The following is a 19,202-nucleotide window of genomic DNA, read 5'->3' as shown; positions in this document are numbered from 1 at the left end:
CCGACCTAGGCGGCGACGTCCTCGGCACGAGAGAAGGGTCCGGGCAAGGCAATTCGCCCTCCGCCGGATCGCCACCGACCGACGTAGGGCAGACTACGGTTCGCGACCGGCACCAGCGGCGGCTGTCGAGACCGTGGTCGCGACCGCCCGCTGCGCATCGTCGACAGTGCATCGGCCGAGCCCGCACGCGGTGGCGACACCGTACGCCTCGCGACCGGCCGCTTGTTCGAAGAGAGCAAGCGCACCGGCACTGCCCTCACCGGAGTCCGGAGACACGACACCGGCGATCACTCTCCACTCCGGATCGAGCTTGCGCAACGGTGCATAGAATCGCGGGTGCAGCGGAGCAGGTTCGGCCCCGTAAGCGCAGGGAATATGTACCGGAGGCAATGGCGTCCCCTGCTTGTTCAGCAGCCGCGCGGTGCGGCCGAGCAGTTTCACCGCAGGGGCGAGACTGCGTGGCGTCAGCAGGCTCTTGTGCTGGTAGTCGCCGTAACACAGGTGCACGATGACCTCGGCTCCGATCTCGTGCATCCGCCCGATGAACCCGGCGAGCTGCCGTGCCACGAGCGGGGCGAGCGCCCACTGCGACCACAGTTGGTCGGCTTTGACCATACTCAACAGCGCGATGGGCGACTCCAGCTGCCAGACGACCCGGTCGCCGTACCGGTCGACGATCTCGGTCATCTCTTGCACCACCGCTTCGGTGAACACCGGTAGCTGCCGGATCGCGTCCACAACGACACCGAAGCGACGCAGAGCGGGCCCGACGGGAAGCCCACCCGAGACCGCGGCACCTGCGAAGACGAACATCGCCAGATCCAGCGGGTTGGGTTGACTGATCTGGACTTTCGTCTCCGCCAGCTCCGGCCGCTCGCTCCGGAGCGACTCGAACGCGTCCACGACTCGGCCGATTCGCTCGGTCCGATTCATCGATACGTGCCGCGGCTGCAACGTGCGGCCCGCTCGCAGACCATAGCTGGGGAAATCGCCGTAGTCGGCGTACTCGCCTGCCCGGACGACCTCGAAGACGTCGGTATGGTGCTTGCGCGTGCGCAGATAGTCGAGAATCCAGTGCGGGTCGAGGTCGCACGGCACGGCAGTGACCGGCCATCCCTCGCTGCGGTCGGTGAACCACTGCATGACGGCGCGATCGCCCGTCGTCAGTTCCGCGGGCAGGGTGCCGACATAATGCGCGTGTCTGGTCATATGTGGCTCTTCTGTTGTCTGGACGCGGGTTTCGCGATCCAGGGCATTCCCATTACGCCGATCGGTAGCTGTGCAAGCGTACAACGGCACGCTGCGATCCGGCACCCCTGATGTTCCCACGCTATCGAGGAAGCGGACGGAGGTTCCCAGCGGACCCGTCCGCAGGCGCTGGACGAACGCTGGCCGACTGCCTTTCACCGCGTGTATCGGCCAGAGCTGTTGTCCGCCAACGGCTTAGTGGAACACCCTCACACCGGAGCAGAGCCGAGGCATCGTCCGAAGCCGCCGTGTCCGACGAACCCTGCCGTGCCCGCTCGACGGTGCCGGGTCCGGCGCCCGGCTCGCCCTCACCCACCGGTCCACCGCGATTCGGGCGGCCGTGGTCCGCGCACGCGACCGGACGGCAAGGGGGGAGGCGGAACCGGAGGTTGCTCGACCAGAGGTATGGGCCACCGGAGGTCGATCATGGTCGCGGTGTGCAGTGTGCGTTCGCGCTTCAGGATCGGGCCGAGTTCCGGCGCGCCGATCGATACCGTCACGGTGCAGTCGCCGGGGCCCACTGCCACCAGCATGCCGGTGCGGACCGTTGCGGCCAGCGGCTGAAGCAGCATCGCCACGCAGAGCTCTACCGTGAACTCACCGACCGGGTTGCCGTCGACGGTGACATCGAGGCACGGCCGGTAGGTCTGGGTGATCTCGTGTTCGAACAGCGTGACTTGCTCGACTCCGCCCGAGCGGGTACGTATCGCCGCTCTGCGCAGCCGGTCGTAGCGGCGCCAACCCCCGATCGCGACACTGCCGAGGTCGACCTCGAGCAGCCCATCGATCGTCTCGGCCACCTCGTGCAGCGCCGCGGACCGCAGTATCGCGGCGGCGCCCGGCACTCGGCGCAGGGCCAAGTGTTCGACACCTCTCTCATGCAGGCGCTCGGCCAGCTCGCCCACACCGACCTCGTGCGGAGCGTTCTGGAACAGTACGGCCCGAGCCCTGATCGACGCCGGACTTGTCATCCGAGCACCTCCTCGACGTGCAGCCACGGCTCGCCGGCGCGCAGCCGAACCCGAACGGCGGGCGCGCGAGCGACCTGGCGAATGTGGATCGTTGGGGCGGAGTCCGCGACCACCTGCACGTGTACTTGCGGCGGGTGCGGATCACCGTCGGGCGGGTGCGACCTGCCGCCCGGACTCTTGCGCAGGCCGCGCAGCAGAAGCAGTGCCACGGCGAGGGCGAGAAGGAAGCCGCCCAGGCCGACCATATCCCCGACTCCGGTCTCCTGAGATCGGTCGTCGACTTGTTGCGCCGTGGTCGGACGCCCACCGGTCGGCGCGGGGGTCGCGGGAGCGTCCGCGCTGGTCGTGGGTTCGTCCGTGGTGGTCGTGACGACCGGCGCGGACACGATCTCGATGGAGGCTCTCGCGGCAATTCGCTGGGATGTTCCGAGGCAGGCGACGAGAAGGGAGTGCGGGCCCGGTTCGGCTCCGGCGGGCACACCGACGCGGGCGTCGAAGGAGCCGCTCTGCACCTGGGCGGTCACCGATTCCGACCAGTCCGGGAAGGCCCGCACCGAGTCGCAGGGCCAGTTCTCGCCGCGCACCGTGATCACGGTGCCACGTTGGGCGGTGCCAGGCGCGTCGAGAGTGGGCGCGGGAAGCGGGGCAGAACTCTCGGGTGTCACCGGGGACGGACGGGAGCTCGGTGGCGGTGTAGTCGTCGAGATCGGGGGCAGCGTGGTCGAGATCGGGGGCGGCGTCGTGGTCGAGATCGGTGGCGGCGTCGTCGGGGCGGGTGGCGTCGTGGCGCTCGTCGCGACAGGCACTCTCGCCGAAGTCGTCGACACCGGGGACGTCGTCGTGGTCGTCGAGACCTTCGGCGGCGCGGGAGTCGGCCACACCGGTTCCGACGTGCCTGCCGGCGGGGCAGGCACGGTGGTAGCCGGCTCCGTCGCCGCGATCGGTACCGATATGGCGCCGAGCAGTCCAGCGATGGCCGCCGAGACAAGGAATGCTCGCGAGTCGTTTCTCATGATCACCTCCTCCGAGATCGCAATTCCCGGGGATCCAGTCGAGTGTGCGTCGCCCCCGACCTTGTGACGCGAGTAGCTAACTACTCGTTTCGGCCGTGTGGGCACTCGAAATTGTCGAGGCACTAGGGATGACCCCGGCCGGAAATTGCCCCTTCGAGCAGCTCAGTGATCTTTCAACGATCATGTCCCCCGTACGAACCTCCGATGGACCACAGCATCGCCCTGGGGCCACCCGCCGATGTCGCCCAACCAGCAATCAAGCGGCATCCATCAGAGTTCCTTGCGATCGCCCGGACCGAACGGTTGCCTGATCGGCCGGTGCGCTGTGGGCAGCACGCGATGGCGAGAGGCGAACATCTTCGCGCCGCGACGATGCCCGACCGACCGCGTCGACCCATTTCGGCAGCACAATCCGAAATTTCGCCACGTGCAGGCGGATTCGCGGTCTACTATCGGTGTCGTCCAGATCGGCTTGCCGTCCAGGACGATTCAACAGCGCCTGGTTCGCACAGGCGCGTCGCGTACCGATTTGCTGTGCACCACTGATCAGATCCGAACAACGCAGGCTGTCGACAGCGCAATCGTCGACCGTCTCGGCATTCATCTCGGGGGTGAGGACCACGCATGACCAACGAAATGCCCGTCCGGACAGCGCCGGCGTACCCGGGACTACGTCTCGGCTCACAACGGCTACCGAACCGGCACCACGGTAACCGCATCGACTTGTGTTGAGAGGCGTCGTGGGCCGCTGATCTCGGCTCGACGCAAGTCGGCACCCACGGTTCTCGACCAGCTGCGCCGTCTCCCGGAGAGCCGTTCCGGATCCGGGACGGATCGTGAAATCCGTACCGCTACAGCGCGATCGAAGATCGAAGAATTGCTCGACTCGGGATGGCGCGCGCCGAGCGATCCCTGCGACCAGCACCCGTAGTGCGTGCGACCGCCCAGCGGTCTGTCGCCGAGACCGCGATCGAGAACCATCCGGACAGAACGGAGTCCCCGCATGGCCTTGGAATTTCTCGTGCCTGCTCTGACCGCGCTCGTCGCGGTAGTCGTCTTCGTGGCCGGGGATCGCCTGCATCCGAAAGCGTGGCGGCACACCGACGACGACACGGTCGGCTCATTGGTGCTCAACCTGATCAACACGATCTTCATGGCGGTGGTCGCGTTCATCGTGGTGATCGCCTGGCAGCAGTACGACAACGCCCGCAATCACACCATCGCCGAAGCCAAGGCGCTCATCGATACCTACTGGGCCGCGCACGGGATGCCCGAGCCCGACCACGCCCGTATCCAGGGCCTGGTACGCGACTACACCGAGCAGGTCCTCAACGAGGAATGGACGGTCATGGCCGACCACAGCAGGCTCAGCCAGTCCACCCAGGACACCCTCGACACGCTGCGTGACGCGGTTGCCGCGGTGAACGCGGCGGACCCCGAGGTCGACACGCTCCGGAGCAACGCGCTGACCAGCCTGGACGCGGTCGCCCAGGCGCGGGCCGACCGTGCGCTGGACGCCGGTTACCGCGTACCCGGCTTCCTCTACCTGGCCATGTGGATCTGCACGGTCCTGCTGCTGCTCAGCGTGGTCCTCTCCGGCGTCCAGGTCAGCAAACGCAGTGTGGTGACGACAGCGCTGCTCGGCGCCATCGTCGGCGTGGTGATCCGGGCGATCTACAACCTCGACGAACCGTTCTCCGGCGGGAACCTGGTGCCGAAGGACGCCTTCGAACTCGCGCTCTCCCGCTACCAGCACACGACCTGACCGTTCCGGCCCAGTTTCGACAACGACGAGGCGACTGTCCATGCAACGCAACCGAGGCGAGATTCGAACACGAAGGCTGACCCGAGGATTCGCCACCGTGCTGCTCCCCCTGACCATAGCGACGCTCGCGGCCCGGCCCCTGGAAGCATCCGCGGAGGCGCCGCCATGGCTGCCGCTCGGCGACCTCGCCACCGGGAGTTCGGGCGCAGGCGGAGCGGACGCTTTCCCGGGCAGTGGTTCGAGCCTCGGTCCCTCCGGCAGCGCCGCGGATCCTGCCGCCGAGGGCGGGTCTTTGAGCTTGGGGCCGATTCGAATCCCTTCCGGTAGCGCCGATCTCGGTTACCGGCCCACCGACAGGCCCGGCAGCGGCCTTCGCGCCACCGGCCATGGGGAACTCGACGGTGATTCGCCCAGCCCAGCAAACGAACCAGCCGACTCCAACGTCACCGCGGATAGCCCAGGCGCGGCACCGAAGCTCGACACGGGCAGTGTCCAATCGGCGTGTTCCGGCAGCGCGGCGACGGGTAGCGCTCTGCTGCTGCTCGGCCTGGCGACCGGTAGCGGCTTCGGCTCCCTCGTGCCGGGCCTGATCGGCCCGGGATCTAGTGGATCCGGCCTCGGCAGCGCCGCCGTGGGCAGTGCCGCTACCGGCAGCGCAGTGCTGACCTGCTTACTCCTGCTCCCCACCGCACCGCCGCCCGTGCCGATGAGCCCCCTCCAGCTCGGCCCGCCCGCCCCCGAATTCCCCGTCGTGACGCTCGCTCCGTTGGTCACCACGCCGCTACAGACCCTCGCGGTGCAGCCCCGCACCGAGTTCCGCCCGCCCGCGCAGAACCGCCCACGGGTAAGGGACCTGCAAGTCGCCGAACCGATTCCGGACCCGGATGCCTGGAACCTCATGAAGCTGATGACGGTATTGGTGGTCACGGTCATCACTGTCGTGGGCGTGCGTTCCTCGACCGGCCCGAGACGAATCCGCTGACCGGGGTGCAGCCCCACTCCGCCCCGCGATCTCGTCGCCGCGGCGCATCCCGCATGTGGTCGGTCGATTGCGCTCCGGCATCGCCGCGATCGTGTTGCCCGCATCGAGCGGGGTTCGCTTCGAGTTGCGCGCACCCGCCGCGCACTCGAGGTGCTGGATCGACCAGCGGAGACGTGACCGCGGCGCCGCTCTGAACTGCGACCGGCTCAGCGCGGCGCCATCCGGATCGCGCCGTCGAGCCGGATGGTCTCGCCGTTGAGCATCGGGTTCTCGACGATGTGACGGGCGAGCGCGGCGTATTCGGCGGGGTCGCCGAGTCGCGAGGGATGCGGCACCTGCGCGCCCAGCGATGCGATGGCCTCGTCGGGCAAGGTGGCGAACAGCGGAGTGTGGAACAGCCCGGGGGCGATGGTCACCACGCGGATCTTCAGCCCCGCGAGGTCGCGGGCCACCGGCAGCGTCAGGCCCACGATTCCGCCCTTGGATGCCGAATAGGCCGCCTGCCCGACCTGGCCGTCGAACGCCGCCACAGACGCGGTGTTGATGATGACGCCCCGCTCTTCGCCGACCGGCTCGGCTCGGGAGATCCGTTCGGCGGCCAACCGGATCACGTTGAAGGTGCCGATCAGGTTGACGTTGACCACCCGGGTGAAGTCCGCGAGCGGGAACGCCCCGTTCTTGCCCACGGTCTTGATGGCATTGCCGATGCCCGCGCAGTTCACCGCGATCCGCAGCTCGCCCAGTTCCTGCGCGGCATCGAGGGCAGCGGTGACCTGGTCCTCGTTCGTGACGTCGGCCGCCGCGAAGACCGCGCCGTCGCCGAGCTCTTTGGCGACGGCCTCGCCGGAGGACGACGGCAGGTCGATGATTACGACCTTCGCACCTTTGCCGTGCAGTTCCCGCACGGTCGCCAAACCGAGTCCCGACGCGCCACCGGTCACCGCCGCGACCGCGTTGCTGATCTCCATCCCACTCCTTCTCTCCGGGTTGCCGACCGACGGCGCGAGACGCCGGCCGACGGGTTTGCGCTGCCACCCCTGGGCGGGGAGTCAGGTGTCGTGACCAATCGAGACACGGCGACAGGCTAACCGTCCAGTGCAGACTAAGTAAACAGCCATTCTTCTTCGAATGCGGCGCACGGTTACTCGAGCCCGCGCGAACCCCCTGCAAGAGCGGCGATATCGGCGTGGTGGCAAGCTGTCGGGTTATGGCCGATATTCGCCTGGACGTCTCCGACGCCATCGCCACCCTCACCCTCGACCGCCCCGAGCGGCTCAACGCGTTCACCACCGCGATGGGACGCGAACTGATCGAGGCGTTCGACACCTGTGACCGCGACGATCGCATCCGAGCGGTGGTGATCACGGGCGCCGGACGCGCATTCTGCGCCGGGGCGGACTTGTCGGCGGGCGCGGAGACGTTCGCCGCGGACGACCAGGACGCCCCGGCGTCGTTCCGCGACAGCGGCGGCGAAGTCGTCTTGCGTATGTTCGAATCCCGCAAGCCCATCATCGCCGCCGTCAATGGGCCCGCCGTCGGAGTCGGCATCACCATGACGCTCGCCGCGGACTTCCGGCTCGCGGTCGACGACGCCCGCATCGGGTTCGTCTTCAATCGGCGCGGCATCGTTCCCGAGTCCTGCTCGAGTTGGTTCCTGCCGCGTCTGGTACCGATGCAGACCGCATTGGACTGGGTGTATTCGGGCCGTCTCGTGGACGCGAGCGAAGCGCGCGAAGCGGGTTTGTTCTACGCGCTGCATCCGGCCGGCAACCTGCTCGACGAGGCGTATGCGCTGGCCCGCCGCGTCACCGAGCATTCCGCACCCGTTTCGGTGGCGCTGTCCCGGCAGATGCTGTGGCGCAATCTCGGGTCCGAGCATCCGATGATCGCGCATCGCGTCGAATCCCGCGGCATCTACCACCGGGGCACGAGCGAGGACGCCCGCGAGGGCGTGACGGCCTTCCTGGAGAAGCGGCCCGCCCGATTCCCGGACAGTGTGCAGCGCGACCTTCCGGACATCTTCGGCGGCGATCTCACGGTCCCGCCGTTCTGGCCCTGAGTTCACGGCGGTCGGCACACCCGAGTCGTTCGCGACGAAGCCGGCCGGTCAGGCTCCGTCGACGGCGGCGAGGAACTCCTGTAGCAGGGCGGTGATCGTCGCGGGCTGTTCCAAACTGCTGGAATGCCCACAATCCGCGACGGTGTGCAGCCGAGCGGCGGGGATCAGCTCGGCGATGCGCTCGGATCGCGCAGGCGGCGTCGCCGTGTCGTCGGCGCCGACGACGACGAGCGTCGGGATCGTGACGGCGGTGATCTCATGCTCCACCGACACCCGGTCCGCGACGCCGAGAACCGCCTTGCGCACAGCCACACGATCACAGCGCCGCAGGCGCGCGGCCCACTCGTCGATGAGGGGTCGATTCGCGGGGTCGGCGCGAAAGCGCGAGCCGAACAGGTGTGGTTCGATCCGGCCGAGGATCGGTCCGGCTCCGAAGAGTCGCAGCGCGAGCGCGAGCCGCTTGTACTCGCCGATCTTGCCGGGGTCTTCCGGTTCGGCGCTGCTGTCCAGCAACGTCAACGAGCGCAGCAGCACACCGTGACGCGCCGCGATTCGCTGCCCGACGAAGCCGCCCATGGACAGGCCGACCCAATGCACCGGGGCGACCCCGAGACGCCGGATCACCGCGGCGGCGTCACCGGTGAGGGTGTCCATGTCGTAACCGCGGGCGGTCGCCGCGGTCGCGCCCTGTCCACGCCAGTCGATCGTGATACAGCGGTAGTGCTCGCGCAGGACTTCGATCTGTGGCCGGAACATCCATCCGCCGAACAGCAGTCCGTGCCCGAACACCACGCTCGGCGCCGCCGGCCGGCCGAGCGGGACTCCGGTGTCGGTGTAGGCGATCGGCGCCCCATCGACCGTTATCGTCGGCATTCGTCCGCCTCCTGCATTACACCGAGATCGACAGTTCAGCGGGGCCACGCACATTGATCCGCCCGTTCCAGCGCAAGGTCTCGATGGCGGCGTCGGGAAACCGCTGTACGAAGCGGGAGAAGGCGACTCGGGCTTCCAGCCGCACCAGCGCCGCGCCCAGGCAGTGGTGGATGCCCGCGCCGAACGAGAGGTGCTGCTGCGCGTTCGGCCGGTCCAGGCGCAACTCGTCGCCGTCCGCGCCCCAGAACTGCGGATCGCGATTGGCGGCGGCGACACAAGCCAGCACCAAACTGCCGGACGGGATCTCCGACCCGCCGATCGGCACGGGTTCGACGGTGATCCGGCGCATCAGTTGCACCGGGGTGTCGTATCGGAGCAGTTCCGCGACGGCGTTGTCGGCCAGTCGCGGGTCCTCTCGGAGCCGTCGCGCCTGATCGGGATGGCGCAGCAGGGCGAGGATCCCGCCCGCGAGGTGATTCACGGTGGTCTCGTGACCCGCGATGTAGAGAAGCATGACCTGGGCGACCAACTCGTCCTCGCTCAAGACATCGCCCTCGTGTTCCGCGGTGATCAGCCTGGTCAGCAGATCGTCACCGGGAGCGGCGCGCTTCCAGCGGACCAGTTCGCCCACCATGGCGAACAGTTCCTGGTTCGCCGACCGGATCGCGGCCTGCAGGGCAGGATCGGCGAGAGGTTCCAGCGCTAGCACGAGAATCGCGGTGAGCTCACGCAGCCGCGTGTGCTCCACCACCGGGACGCCCAGCATTTCCGAGATGACCCCGAACGGCACCGGAAAGGCCAGTTCCGCGACGACATCCGCGGTGCCGGACTCCGCTATACGATCCAGCGCCGCCCCGACGAGGGCATCGACCCTCGGCTGCAACGCCTCGATCGCCCTCGGGGTGAACGCTTTGGTGACGAGACGACGCAGGCGGGTGTGATCGGGCGGGTCCCGGTCCAGCATGGACAGTCCCCGCATCATCCGGTTTTCCTTGCCCAGCCGGTCGCTGTCGCTCTTCCACGACGGCAGCCGGGTCAGGTGCTGCTCGTCGACGGACTGCGTCGAGCGCTGGAGCCCGGCGACATCCTCGTACTTCGACAGGATCCAGAACCCGAGCGGATGCTCGTGCGTGGGAGCGGCGGCGCGCAACCGGGCGTAGTGCGGGTACGGGTCCTCGGCGAAGCCCGCCGCGAACGGGTCGAACACGAATGCGTCGGCAGTCATGGCCGCGCCTCTCGGTCCGCGCTGAACAGCTTCACGTTGCGCATCGTGACAAGTGCTGTGGCACAGAGTTTTTCGTCGTTGCCGTCGACCGAGAAGACCTCCGCCGCGGCGATCGTGATGAGGGCTCCCGGCTTGATCACCCGGCCCCGGGCGACGACCGTCGGGCCTTTCGCCGGAGCGAGGATCTTCACCGTGTAGTCGATCGTCATGTTCACCCATCCCGGCTGCAGCAGGGTTCCCGCCGCGGAACCGGCGGCGAAATCGGCGAGGGAGCCGAGCACCCCGCCCTGGAAGAACCCGTCGTGCTGGGTCAATTCCGTGCGATAGGGCTGAATGATCTCGGCTTTGCCGGGAGCCACCCGGCCGAACCCGAAGCCCAAGTGCTCGGCGGCGGGCATACTGAGCACCGCGCCCGTCACCGCCGCTTCGAAGTCCGGGTTTTCCGCTTGCCAGGCCTGCATGCGCTCAGCTCCTCGTACGAAGTTCGATGGGTTCTTCCGTGCGCGGCGACCAGATCTCGAATCCGCCCGCCAGATACCGTTTCCGGGCCGCCGCCCGCATGGTCTTTCCGCTGCTGGTCTTCTGGACCTGCCCTGCCGGGGTCAGCACCACGTCGCTGATGGCGAGTTCGTGCTCCTGCAGGACCGCCGCCTTGATCGCGCCCACGATGTCGGCGGTGTCGGTCTCCGGCGCATGCTCGCGCTTGACCTCCTGGACCACGACGAGTTTCTCGCCGTCGCGCCCGGGCACCGAGAACGCCGCGCCGCCACCGGCCCGGAGCGCGGGATGCGCGCCCTGGGCAGTGTGCTCTATGTCCTGCGGGTAATAGTTCCGGCCGCGGACGATGACGACATCTTTGAGTCGCCCGACCACGTACAGCTCACCGTCCACCAGAACGCCGAGATCGCCGGTGCGCAAGTAAGTTCGTCCGGAATCGTCGGCGCATCGCGCATGGAAGGTCGCGGCGGTCGCCTCGGAATTTCGCCAATAGCCTTGTGCGACATGCTCTCCGGATACCCAGATCTCGCCGATCCGGTCCGGCGGGCAGAGCTGCCCGGTATCGGGATCCACGATGCGCAGGTGTTCCTTCCGCAGCACCCGTCCCGATCCGGCAAGGGTGCGGACCCGATCGGTTACGACCTCGGCGTAGTACCCGCGCTCGAGCGCTTCGGTGTCCACGTCCAGCGTCACCGGGCCACGCCCTTTCGCGCTGCCCGCGACCAAGAGCGTGGCTTCGGCGAGGCCGTAGCACGGATACAGCGCCCGCGCGTCGAACCCGTAGGGTGCGAAGGTTTCCGCGAACCGGGTCATCGTCTCGGCACGGATCGGTTCGGCTCCGTTGAACGCCACCTTCCAGCTGCTCAGGTCCAGCGCGGGCACCTGCCCGGTGGCCGCGCGCGCCACGCAGGCGTCGAAGGCGAAGTTGGGGCCGCCGCTGGTGTGCGCGCGATACCGGGAGATGGCTTCCAGCCACAGCAGCGGCCTGCGAACGAATGTCGCCGGCGACATCAGGATGCTCGTCGCTCCCACGTACAGCGGTTGCAGCACATTGCCGATCAGACCCTGGTCGTGGAAGAAGGGCGCCCAACCCACCACGGTCGAGCGCCGGTCGTGCCCGAATGCCTGCCGGATCATCTCCTCGTTCGCCATCAGGTTCCGGTGCGTGACCATGACCCCTTTGGGAGCCGCAGTGGAACCGGACGTGTACTGCAAGAACGCGATGGAGTCGAGGCCGGCGGCGGCAGGGGTGCCATCCGCGCCCGTCGCGGGCATGCCGTCGACGGCGATCCACTGCGGGGCCGCGCAGATCGGCTCCAGCGCAGGTCGCAATGTCTCGAGCAACGCATCGAGCGTCAGCACCGCGACGGGCCCGCAATCGGCGGCGATGGATCGGGTCGCGTCCTGCACCTTGCCGCGGCGCGGCGGATTCACCGGCACCGCGACGACCCCCGCGTAGAGGCACCCGAAGTACGCGACGAGGAATTCCGGGCTCTGGGGAAATATCAGCAGCGCGCGGTCGCCCCGCGCACACCTGCTGCCGAGTTCCCGCGCCACCACCAGCGCCCGCTCGCGCAGTTCGCGGTAGGTCAGCGTCGTTGTCTCCGAGCCTTTCTCGTCCAGGAACAGGTAGGCGGTCCGATCGGGCTCACTGGCGGCGCGGCGCTCGAGGATGTCGGGAAGCAGGATGGTGGGCGGCACGTCGGGTCCTCACTGCAACGCGGCGGTCATCGCCGCGGCGATGGCTACTCGATGCCGATGGTGGAAGAGGTGGTCACCGGGGAATTCGTGGATCGCGAAGCCGTCATCGCTCAACGCGCGCCAAGCCGCGATCTCGGCATGGTCGACCACCGGGTCTTCGGTGCCGTAGAACGCCGTGATCGAGCAGCCCAGCCGGGGCATCGGCTGGTAGCGGTACTCCTCGGAGAGTTCCAGATCCGCGCGGGTCAGTGGCAGTGCGTAGCGCAGGAAGGTGCGGCTGCGTCCCGCCGGACCCCAGGCGTTCAGCGCGGCGAGCGCGGCCGCGAAATCGTCGTCGGGCAAGTGATGGATCGGCGTGCGGCTCGCGGACAGCTGCGGGGCGCGGCGGCCGGAAACGAACAGGTGCGCCGTGGGTGTGCCCGCCGCGGCGAGCGCGCGGGCCAGCTCGAACGCCACCAACGCGCCCATGCTGTGGCCGTAGATCGCGACTCGCACGCCGGCCCACTGCTCGATCTGCGGCAGCAGTCCCGCCACCGCGTCGCCCACGCGGCGCAGCGCCTGCGCACCGGACAGATCCTCCCGGCCGGGCAATTGGACCCGGACCGCGGCGATGTCCGCTGGAAACAAGTCCGGCCAGCGGTTGAACGATGACGCGCCGGCACCGGCGTGCGGAATGCAGAGCAGCCGCACGGGCGCTTCGTCGCGCTCGTACCGCAGCCACGTCTTCGTCGCTGCCCGTGTCATCGCACGCTCCGCAGTGTGACCGGCAGATGGTTCAACCCGCGGACGATGAAGCTGTGGTCCTGCCATTCGAGTTCGCCATCCGGCATCCGCATGTCCGCCGAGTGCCGGAAGAGGTAGTCGAAAGCCACCTCCGCCTGGAGCTCGGCGAGCAGCCCGCCCAGGCAACCGTGCATGCCGTGGCCGAAAGCGAGATGGCCCGCGGTGCTGCGGGTGAGGTCGAACTCGTCTGGGCGGTCGAAAACGGCGGGGTCACGGTTGGCGGCGCCCAGGCACACCAGCACTTGGTCGCCGGCCGATATCCGTTTCCCGTCGATCTCGGCATCGCGGGTGGCCAGGCGCTTGGTCAGCTGGAGAGGACTGTCGTATCGCAGCGCCTCGCCGACGGCGGGCCTGACCGCCGTCGGCTTGTCCCGCAGCAGCGCGGCCTGGTCCGGATGGCGCAGCAACGCCAGCACACCGTTGCCGATCAGGGATTTCGTCGTTTCGTTGCCCGCGACGAAGCACATGATGCAGACGAAGACGAGCTCCTCGTCGCTGAGCATGTCGCCACCCGCCGTGCGCGCGGCGAGCAGTCGGCTGATCAGGTCGGCGCCGGGCCGGGATCGGCGCTCGACCAGCACCGCGTCCAGGGCGGTGGCGAACTCCTCGACCACCGCGCATACGCGCGCGAAGTCGCCCGCCTTCATCAGCCCGGGCTCCAGCAGGAACCGGATGTCGTGGGTCCAGGGACCGACCTGGTCGCGCAGGTCGCCGGGTAGTGCCATCCACTCGCACAGCACCGTGATCGGCAAGGGTACGGCCAACTGCGAGATCACATCCAAGCCGCCCGCATGCCAGGCTCGCCGCATGAGCCCCTCGACGACCTCGGTCACCAGAGGGCGCAGGTCAGCGACAGCCCGGGAGGTGAACACCCGATTCACCAGTCCGCGCAGTCGCGCATGGTCCGGATTGTCGGTGAACACCAACGATTTGCGGCCCAGCCGCTCGACGCGCGCGACATCGCGCTGCCCGAATCGCTCGGCCCGCTCGCCGACCAGGCGCGGGATCAGACCGGCGCTGAACGAGCGGTCGTGCAGGACGCCGCGCACATCGGCGTGCCGGGTGAGCACCCACATGCCCAGCGTCTTGTGCACCGGTTGCGCTTGGCGAAGCTGCCGGTAGAGCGGATAGGGATCGCGGCGGAACTCCGCGCTGAAGGGGTTGAATCGCACCCGCGCCGGAGCCGGGTGCGCCTGCTCGCGTGTCTGCACCGTCATCCCGCTCGTACTCCTCGGCGGGCCAAGAACCGGTCGCCGTACGGGGCCAGCACGAGTCGCAGCAGGCCGATCTTGCCCATCCGGAAGCCGAACGCGGACAGCTTGAGGTAACGCTCGTAGCGGGCGACGACGTCGGCGCCGACGATCCCGACGGCTTCGGCACGGTTCGCCCGGAGTCTGCGCGCCCATTGCTCGCAGGTCCAGGCGTAGTCGAGACGGCCGTTGGTGAGCGAGCGGATCTCGAAGATCCCTTCGGCCGCGGCCGCGATTTCCGCGAGCGTCGGCAGGTCCGCATCGGGGAAGATCTCCCGCTGCATGAACGTGCTCGCCTGCTCGCGTCCCATGTTCGCGTAGGCGATCGTCTGCAGCGACAGCAGGCCGTCGTCGGTCAGCCAGCCGCGGCAGCGGGTGAAGAACTCGCGATAGATCCGGATCTTCTCGGCAGGGGAATCCTCGGGCCGGGCGAAGTGTTCGAAAGCGCCGATGGAGATGATGCCGTCGAAACGGGTGTCCGGTTCGAAGTGCGTCCAGTTCTCCAGCAGCACTTCGACACCCGGGAGATCGAGCGTCCGCACGAACTCGGCCTGCTCGGGGCTGAGGGTCAGCCCCACCGACCGCTCGACCGCGTGCTGCCGCGACAGGCGTTGCAAGATCGCGCCCCACCCGCAGCCGATGTCCAGCACCGCCGCGGCGCTCTCGGCGCCGATCGCGTCCAGATGGAACCGCAGTTTCCGTTCCTGAGCCGTTTCCAACGTATCGTCGCCGCTCGCGCGCAAGGCGCAGGAGTAACTCAACGACGAATCGAGCCACAGCCGGTAGAAGTCGTTGCCCGCGTCGTAATGGTGCCGGATCGCGGCCGCCGCCGCGGCGGCCCGCTCGGCGCCGGTCGGTGCGGACACGGCTACGCCACGCTCCGCCGGCTCTGCTCGTGCAGATAGCCGGCCACCGCGTTGATATTCGGGTTGTCGAAGAGATCCTCCGGCGCGAGATCGACGCCGTACCGCTCCTCCACCTCGATCAGCAACGCGACGGCGAGAGCGGAGTCCACACCCAACCGGTCGAAGTCCGCGGCGGGGTCCACCGCGTCCGCCGGAATCTCCAGCAAGTTTCCGAGATATTCCCTGCACCACCGGACGATGGCTTCTCTACTCGTATCCACGTTGAGCATTCCTCACGCTGCGTTGACGACCGGGTCGGATTTTCCGGAAATACGTTTGGCGGCCATCCGCGCTGCGGACGGAGTTTTCAGATCCCAGGCGAGACCGCATTTCTCGAGCGTCTTGATGAGCCAGAAACCGGGATCGAGCCGGTACCAGGCCAGACCGAAGGACGGCGACTCGGGAAACGCGTGGTGGTTGTTGTGCCACGACTCCCCCAGCGTCACCAAGGCGAATATCCCACCGTTGTGGCTGTTCTCCCGCGACGCGTAGCGGCGGGTACCGAACATGTGCAGGAACGAATTGATCGCCCAGACGATGTGTTCGAGGACGAAGATCCGCACCAGCCCGCCCCACAGCAACCCGCTCACCGCCCCGGTCCAGCTCAGCGAAACCAGTCCGCCGATCACCGTCGGGATGAGCAGTCCAAGTCCCACCCAGTAGTAGTAGAGGCGGGCGATCCGCACCAGGCCGCGATCCTTGACGAGGTCGGGCGCGTAGTACACGACGTTGGGGTACTCGTGGCGGCGCATCCACAGGAAATGCGAATGGGCCAGGCCCCGGAGCGTGCCGCGGAGACCACCGCCGGAAAGGTTCGGCGAGTGCGGATCTCCTGCCCGATCGCTGTACTCGTGATGCCGCCGATGCAGCGCCACCCACGACACGACCCCGCCCTGTCCGGCCATCGAGCCGAGGACCGCCAGCACCCCGGCCACCCACGGCGCCGCCTTGAACGTGCGATGGGTGAACAGCCGGTGATAGCCGACGGTCACTCCGAGGCCGGTGACCAGCCACATCGAGAACAGCAGCACGAATTCCGTCATTCCGAAGGGGTGTACCGCGAGGAACGCGAAAGCGCCCGCCGTGCCGAGAATCGGCAGGACATCGAACAGCAGGAAATGCCTGCGCTGCAGCCGATGAATATAGGGACTGTTGATCGTCTTCCGGCGCGGCTGCTGGTTCGCACCGTTCGGATCACTGTATTCGGCCATCACTCGACAACACCTCATCGGTCCGGGACCGGATTTCGCCAGCGGGACTTCCCGACCGTAACCTCGGTGTCCGGGCGAACGCCGGACGAGCCGAAGCTGCCGATCGCAAGATCGAAAACGCTGATCATGCGGGCCCGTGCCTCGGGTCCGAGCCCGCGCCGGGACCACCGGCAGCTGATCCCGCCACCGGGGAGCTCGCCCCCTACGCGGGCGGGTTGTCCCTGGGCAACGGCGTCGCCCTCGCTCCCGACGGCACCGTGTACACCTCCAACGACCTCGTACCCGCGCTCGATCGCGTCGATCCCGACGGCATGGTGCCCCGCGGCTGGTACCGCGTATCGACACCGACGGCACACTGTGCGCTCTCGCCACCGGGCTCGCCCTCCCGGCCGGGATCACCCTCGGTGTGAACCGGTCCGGGTTCGCCGCGGGCAGCGTCTACGTCACCACCCACACCGGCCGAGTCATCGAGATCCCGAACGCGGTCCCCGCCGACGGATACTGAACCGAGGAAGACATCGTTCAGCGGTTATCTGCCACCGTGGTACTCGATCCACGCCACGGCACGCAGCGGAAACGATCCCATTCCGCGCATCGGGGCGGGCAGTGCGATCAGCCTGGCGCCGGTGTCGGGGACCGCGTCCAGATTCGTCATCTGCTCGATGACGGGGATTCCCGCACCGAGCAGCGTGTGGTGGCACGGCCGTGTCGGCAGGGACGTGTCGTCGATGTCGAGCGAATCGATACCCACCAGCGCGACGTTGGCGGCGACCAGCGCCTCGGCGACCTCGCCGACCAGGAACGGATGCCCGGGGCCCCGGTAGGCCGGCGAACCCCACTTGGCCGACCAACCGGTGTGCACGAGGATCGCCTTGCCCCACAGGCGCGCCGGATCGCCGAGCACATCCGGTCCCACCGCGCGGAGCCCCGGTGCGCGGATCACCACGATCGGCACATTGCACAACCGCTCGACGGGCAGTTCGGCGACGTCGGCGCCGCCGGGGTGGAACTGGGAAGGCGCGTCGATGTAGGTGCCGGTAGCACCGACCATGTCCACGCGCGCGATGTCGCAGGTCATATCGATCAGCGACCACTGCTCATGCGAGGTCTCCGCGGTAATGCGCGGTCCGGGCAGTCCCGGGCAGGTGAGCATACCGTCCGAGATCGGATGAGATAGCTCCACAATCGCTCGGCTCATGCCTGGGACCGTACCGGCCGGTCCGCCGGACGGGCAGTCCCATGCCGTCCAGTCGGCCGGGCGAGCCACCTCGTCCGTACTACGGCGGCAAACCTGCAGGTGAGGTGCGGACGCGCCGGGGAGAATTCCGGCGAAATGGCACGTGCGCGTGGCCTCGAAGGGGCGCAGAATGGAATCGGAAAGGTCATCATGCGACTGTTGAAAGGCTTGCTCGGCGTAGTGCTGGGAATTGTCACATCCGTGCTCGGCACGGTGCTGGGAATCCTGGCGGCCGTGCTGTGGCTGGTGGGCGCGGTGCTGTGCGTGACGATCCTCCTGCTTCCGCTGGGCATTCCCATCGTGAAGCTCGCCCGCCGCCTGTTCGGCCTCTCCCGGCAGCTGATGCGTCTTCCCTGACGGCCCGCCGTCCTCGGATGCGCCGCACCACGCGAGCTGCCACCGCGCCGATCGGTTCTCTCCCCCCGTGGGTCGCGGTTGCGCACGCATCGCCACCGAATCCGTTGTTCCCCAGCATGATTCAGGGAGTCCGGGTTGCGGGTGTCGGCGATTCGCCGCCTGCGATCAGCGTGACAGCAGGTAGCGTGTGGCGGTATGGCGACCCCCTTGGCGTACACGGCCACCTATTCCCATTCGGCCGACGCGCTTCGAGCCGCGCTCGCCGACGAGCAGTACTGGAAAGACCGCATCGAGGAGGTCGGTGGGGTCGATGCCCAGCTCGTCGAGATCGACGCCGCCGAAGACTGCTTGCAGGTGCGGCTGGTGCAGACCCTTCCGGCGGCGGAATTGCCCAGCGCCGTCACCGCCGTGCGACCCGAGGGTCTGGTCATCGCACGCACCGAGACCTATACCCGCGAGGGCGGCAGCTTCCACGCCCGCGTCGAGGGTGTGCCCGCCCAGGTGAGCGGCACCGTCCGGCTCACCGAGGGCGACAACGCGACGGTGGCGGTCGTGGAAGGTTCGGCGGAGGTCGCCATCCCGTTGTTCGGCAAGAAGATCGAAGCCGCCGTCGTGGCCCGGCTGCTGGAGATGCTCGCGGTGGAGGCGGAATTCACCGACACCTGGATCACCGATCACTGATCCCGTGCCGGCAGACGCCCGGCCAGCCGCTCGTCACAGTCAGAGCGGCTACGTTCGGAGGCTTCCCGTCGCCGATGAACCGCCCCGAGCCGCTCACCGGTCCTCGGCAAGGGCGGCGCCGATCGTCTCCCACGAACCGTGCAGGTCGTCTTGCCAGTATCCCCAGGAATGGGTTCCGGTCGGACGTAGCACGAAGGTTGCCGGTACGGCCAAATCACGCAGGCGATCCCGGAGCTGGCGAGTGCACACATTGGTGACCGCTTCCAGCGGTGCGCCGAAGATCAGCTGATAGGCCAGTTGTATCCCGGAGCCGTTCGCGCCGTGGAGTGTGTCGTGTGGTCCCGGTGCCCCGCTACCGGTCGAGACGTAGATCGCGGTACCCCGCAACTTGTCCGCGTGCAGATACGGGTCGTTGGCCGCCCACGCCGGATCCGTCGGCGGAC

General features: G+C 68.1%; 23 protein-coding genes. 7 read left to right on the top strand and 16 right to left on the bottom strand.

All coding sequences use genetic code 11. From position 1 onward, the window contains the following. Positions 1–93 precede the first annotated feature (93 nt). The 3 genes from IU450_RS22260 to IU450_RS22250 all read right to left on the bottom strand — a co-directional run bounded on the left by IU450_RS22260 (position 94) and on the right by IU450_RS22250 (position 2,812). Positions 94–1,209 carry a hypothetical protein gene (locus tag IU450_RS22260; RefSeq protein ID WP_195151683.1) on the bottom strand — a complete coding sequence of 372 codons (1,116 nt, stop codon included), beginning with the start codon at positions 1,207–1,209 and terminating at the stop codon, positions 94–96. A 347-nt stretch (positions 1,210–1,556) separates the two neighbouring features. Further along, positions 1,557–2,219, bottom strand: a complete 663-nt coding sequence (locus IU450_RS22255; protein WP_195151682.1) for a hypothetical protein — start codon at positions 2,217–2,219, stop codon at positions 1,557–1,559. Further along, a complete protein-coding gene (locus tag IU450_RS22250) occupies positions 2,216–2,812 on the bottom strand; it encodes a hypothetical protein (RefSeq protein ID WP_195151681.1) in 597 nt (198 codons plus the stop codon). The genes IU450_RS22255 and IU450_RS22250 overlap by 4 nt, the downstream gene beginning before the upstream one ends. A 1-nt stretch (position 2,813) precedes the next feature. On the opposite strand from IU450_RS22250, the gene IU450_RS22245 reads away from it, so the two are divergent. Further along, positions 2,814–3,299: a hypothetical protein gene (locus tag IU450_RS22245; RefSeq protein ID WP_195151680.1), complete on the top strand. Its 486-nt coding sequence runs from the start codon at positions 2,814–2,816 to the stop codon at positions 3,297–3,299. A gap of 189 nt (positions 3,300–3,488) precedes the next feature. Here IU450_RS22245 and IU450_RS22240 read toward each other — a convergent pair whose 3' ends face one another. Next, complete coding sequence (locus tag IU450_RS22240; RefSeq protein WP_195151679.1) at positions 3,489–3,854, bottom strand: hypothetical protein; 366 nt, start codon at positions 3,852–3,854, stop codon at positions 3,489–3,491. A gap of 381 nt (positions 3,855–4,235) precedes the next feature. Between IU450_RS22240 and IU450_RS22235 the strand changes: the two genes are divergently transcribed. Then, the gene (locus IU450_RS22235; RefSeq protein ID WP_195151678.1) at positions 4,236–4,997 is read left to right on the top strand and encodes a DUF4239 domain-containing protein; all 762 of its coding nucleotides are present in this window, start codon (positions 4,236–4,238) and stop codon (positions 4,995–4,997) included. Positions 4,998–5,094: 97 nt separating this feature from the next. Further along, positions 5,095–5,979: a hypothetical protein gene (locus IU450_RS22230; protein ID WP_195151677.1), complete on the top strand. Its 885-nt coding sequence runs from the start codon at positions 5,095–5,097 to the stop codon at positions 5,977–5,979. A 206-nt stretch (positions 5,980–6,185) separates the two neighbouring features. Here the strand turns inward: IU450_RS22230 and IU450_RS22225 are convergent, their stop codons facing one another. After that, a complete protein-coding gene (locus IU450_RS22225; protein ID WP_195151676.1) occupies positions 6,186–6,947 on the bottom strand; it encodes a 3-hydroxyacyl-CoA dehydrogenase in 762 nt (253 codons plus the stop codon). A 239-nt stretch (positions 6,948–7,186) separates the two neighbouring features. Between IU450_RS22225 and IU450_RS22220 the strand changes: the two genes are divergently transcribed. Beyond that, positions 7,187–8,038: a crotonase/enoyl-CoA hydratase family protein gene (locus IU450_RS22220; protein WP_195151675.1), complete on the top strand. Its 852-nt coding sequence runs from the start codon at positions 7,187–7,189 to the stop codon at positions 8,036–8,038. Positions 8,039–8,086: 48 nt separating this feature from the next. Here IU450_RS22220 and IU450_RS22215 read toward each other — a convergent pair whose 3' ends face one another. From IU450_RS22215 to IU450_RS22175, 9 genes are read right to left on the bottom strand one after another with little or no spacing between them, the layout of a single operon-like run. Further along, complete coding sequence (locus IU450_RS22215) at positions 8,087–8,911, bottom strand: alpha/beta fold hydrolase (protein ID WP_195151674.1); 825 nt, start codon at positions 8,909–8,911, stop codon at positions 8,087–8,089. A 16-nt stretch (positions 8,912–8,927) separates the two neighbouring features. Further along, a complete protein-coding gene (locus IU450_RS22210; RefSeq protein WP_195151673.1) occupies positions 8,928–10,136 on the bottom strand; it encodes a cytochrome P450 in 1,209 nt (402 codons plus the stop codon). Further along, positions 10,133–10,597 carry a PaaI family thioesterase gene (locus IU450_RS22205; RefSeq protein WP_195151672.1) on the bottom strand — a complete coding sequence of 155 codons (465 nt, stop codon included), beginning with the start codon at positions 10,595–10,597 and terminating at the stop codon, positions 10,133–10,135. Before IU450_RS22205 ends, IU450_RS22210 begins: the two co-directional genes overlap by 4 nt. 4 nt (positions 10,598–10,601) lie before the next feature. Continuing rightward, positions 10,602–12,335 carry a fatty acyl-AMP ligase gene (locus IU450_RS22200; RefSeq protein WP_195151671.1) on the bottom strand — a complete coding sequence of 578 codons (1,734 nt, stop codon included), beginning with the start codon at positions 12,333–12,335 and terminating at the stop codon, positions 10,602–10,604. A gap of 9 nt (positions 12,336–12,344) precedes the next feature. Then, positions 12,345–13,079, bottom strand: coding sequence for a thioesterase II family protein (locus IU450_RS22195; protein ID WP_228834955.1), 735 nt, complete (start codon positions 13,077–13,079; stop codon positions 12,345–12,347). Then, positions 13,076–14,335, bottom strand: a complete 1,260-nt coding sequence (locus tag IU450_RS22190; protein WP_195151669.1) for a cytochrome P450 — start codon at positions 14,333–14,335, stop codon at positions 13,076–13,078. Before IU450_RS22190 ends, IU450_RS22195 begins: the two co-directional genes overlap by 4 nt. Further along, entirely contained in the window at positions 14,332–15,234 is a 903-nt protein-coding gene (locus IU450_RS22185; RefSeq protein ID WP_195151668.1) for a class I SAM-dependent methyltransferase, read from the bottom strand. The genes IU450_RS22190 and IU450_RS22185 overlap by 4 nt, the downstream gene beginning before the upstream one ends. 2 nt (positions 15,235–15,236) lie before the next feature. Then, on the bottom strand, positions 15,237–15,503 hold the full coding sequence (locus IU450_RS22180; RefSeq protein ID WP_043702863.1) for an acyl carrier protein: 267 nt from the start codon (positions 15,501–15,503) through the stop codon (positions 15,237–15,239). A gap of 3 nt (positions 15,504–15,506) precedes the next feature. Further along, positions 15,507–16,484 (bottom strand): acyl-CoA desaturase, encoded by a 978-nt coding sequence (locus IU450_RS22175; protein ID WP_228834954.1) that lies wholly within the window; start codon positions 16,482–16,484, stop codon positions 15,507–15,509. 215 nt (positions 16,485–16,699) lie between these two features. Between IU450_RS22175 and IU450_RS22170 the strand changes: the two genes are divergently transcribed. After that, a complete protein-coding gene (locus IU450_RS22170; RefSeq protein ID WP_195151666.1) occupies positions 16,700–16,894 on the top strand; it encodes a hypothetical protein in 195 nt (64 codons plus the stop codon). Positions 16,895–17,013: 119 nt separating this feature from the next. Here the strand turns inward: IU450_RS22170 and IU450_RS22165 are convergent, their stop codons facing one another. Further along, positions 17,014–17,682 (bottom strand): cyclase family protein, encoded by a 669-nt coding sequence (locus IU450_RS22165; protein ID WP_195151665.1) that lies wholly within the window; start codon positions 17,680–17,682, stop codon positions 17,014–17,016. 189 nt (positions 17,683–17,871) lie between these two features. On the opposite strand from IU450_RS22165, the gene IU450_RS22160 reads away from it, so the two are divergent. Further along, entirely contained in the window at positions 17,872–18,078 is a 207-nt protein-coding gene (locus IU450_RS22160; RefSeq protein ID WP_195151664.1) for a hypothetical protein, read from the top strand. 195 nt (positions 18,079–18,273) lie between these two features. Then, complete coding sequence (locus IU450_RS22155; protein WP_195151663.1) at positions 18,274–18,759, top strand: DUF2505 domain-containing protein; 486 nt, start codon at positions 18,274–18,276, stop codon at positions 18,757–18,759. A gap of 93 nt (positions 18,760–18,852) precedes the next feature. Here the strand turns inward: IU450_RS22155 and IU450_RS22150 are convergent. Then, on the bottom strand, positions 18,853–19,202 hold a 350-nt coding region (locus tag IU450_RS22150), incomplete at its 5' end, for an alpha/beta hydrolase-fold protein (RefSeq protein WP_267470585.1).

The organism is Nocardia abscessus, assembly GCF_015477775.1.
GTDB classification, from domain to species: Bacteria; Actinomycetota; Actinomycetes; order Mycobacteriales; family Mycobacteriaceae; genus Nocardia; species Nocardia abscessus_A.
This window is presented reverse-complemented; position numbering and strand designations above follow the sequence as displayed.

What these genes read in the sequence shown, in the direction of transcription:
- IU450_RS22165 (WP_195151665.1), bottom strand. Translation starts at nt 17,682, where the DNA reads ATGAGCCGAGCGATTGTGGAGCTATCTCATCCGATCTCGGACGGTATG.
- IU450_RS22235 (WP_195151678.1), top strand. Translation starts at nt 4,236, where the DNA reads ATGGCCTTGGAATTTCTCGTGCCTGCTCTGACCGCGCTCGTCGCGGTA.
- IU450_RS22210 (WP_195151673.1), bottom strand. Translation starts at nt 10,136, where the DNA reads ATGACTGCCGACGCATTCGTGTTCGACCCGTTCGCGGCGGGCTTCGCC.
- IU450_RS22215 (WP_195151674.1), bottom strand. Translation starts at nt 8,911, where the DNA reads ATGCCGACGATAACGGTCGATGGGGCGCCGATCGCCTACACCGACACC.
- IU450_RS22260 (WP_195151683.1), bottom strand. Translation starts at nt 1,209, where the DNA reads ATGACCAGACACGCGCATTATGTCGGCACCCTGCCCGCGGAACTGACG.
- IU450_RS22220 (WP_195151675.1), top strand. Translation starts at nt 7,187, where the DNA reads ATGGCCGATATTCGCCTGGACGTCTCCGACGCCATCGCCACCCTCACC.
- IU450_RS22180 (WP_043702863.1), bottom strand. Translation starts at nt 15,503, where the DNA reads ATGCTCAACGTGGATACGAGTAGAGAAGCCATCGTCCGGTGGTGCAGG.
- IU450_RS22205 (WP_195151672.1), bottom strand. Translation starts at nt 10,597, where the DNA reads ATGCAGGCCTGGCAAGCGGAAAACCCGGACTTCGAAGCGGCGGTGACG.
- IU450_RS22195 (WP_228834955.1), bottom strand. Translation starts at nt 13,079, where the DNA reads ATGACACGGGCAGCGACGAAGACGTGGCTGCGGTACGAGCGCGACGAA.
- IU450_RS22255 (WP_195151682.1), bottom strand. Translation starts at nt 2,219, where the DNA reads ATGACAAGTCCGGCGTCGATCAGGGCTCGGGCCGTACTGTTCCAGAAC.
- IU450_RS22190 (WP_195151669.1), bottom strand. Translation starts at nt 14,335, where the DNA reads ATGACGGTGCAGACACGCGAGCAGGCGCACCCGGCTCCGGCGCGGGTG.
- IU450_RS22225 (WP_195151676.1), bottom strand. Translation starts at nt 6,947, where the DNA reads ATGGAGATCAGCAACGCGGTCGCGGCGGTGACCGGTGGCGCGTCGGGA.
- IU450_RS22155 (WP_195151663.1), top strand. Translation starts at nt 18,274, where the DNA reads ATGGCGACCCCCTTGGCGTACACGGCCACCTATTCCCATTCGGCCGAC.
- IU450_RS22160 (WP_195151664.1), top strand. Translation starts at nt 17,872, where the DNA reads ATGCGACTGTTGAAAGGCTTGCTCGGCGTAGTGCTGGGAATTGTCACA.
- IU450_RS22175 (WP_228834954.1), bottom strand. Translation starts at nt 16,484, where the DNA reads ATGGCCGAATACAGTGATCCGAACGGTGCGAACCAGCAGCCGCGCCGG.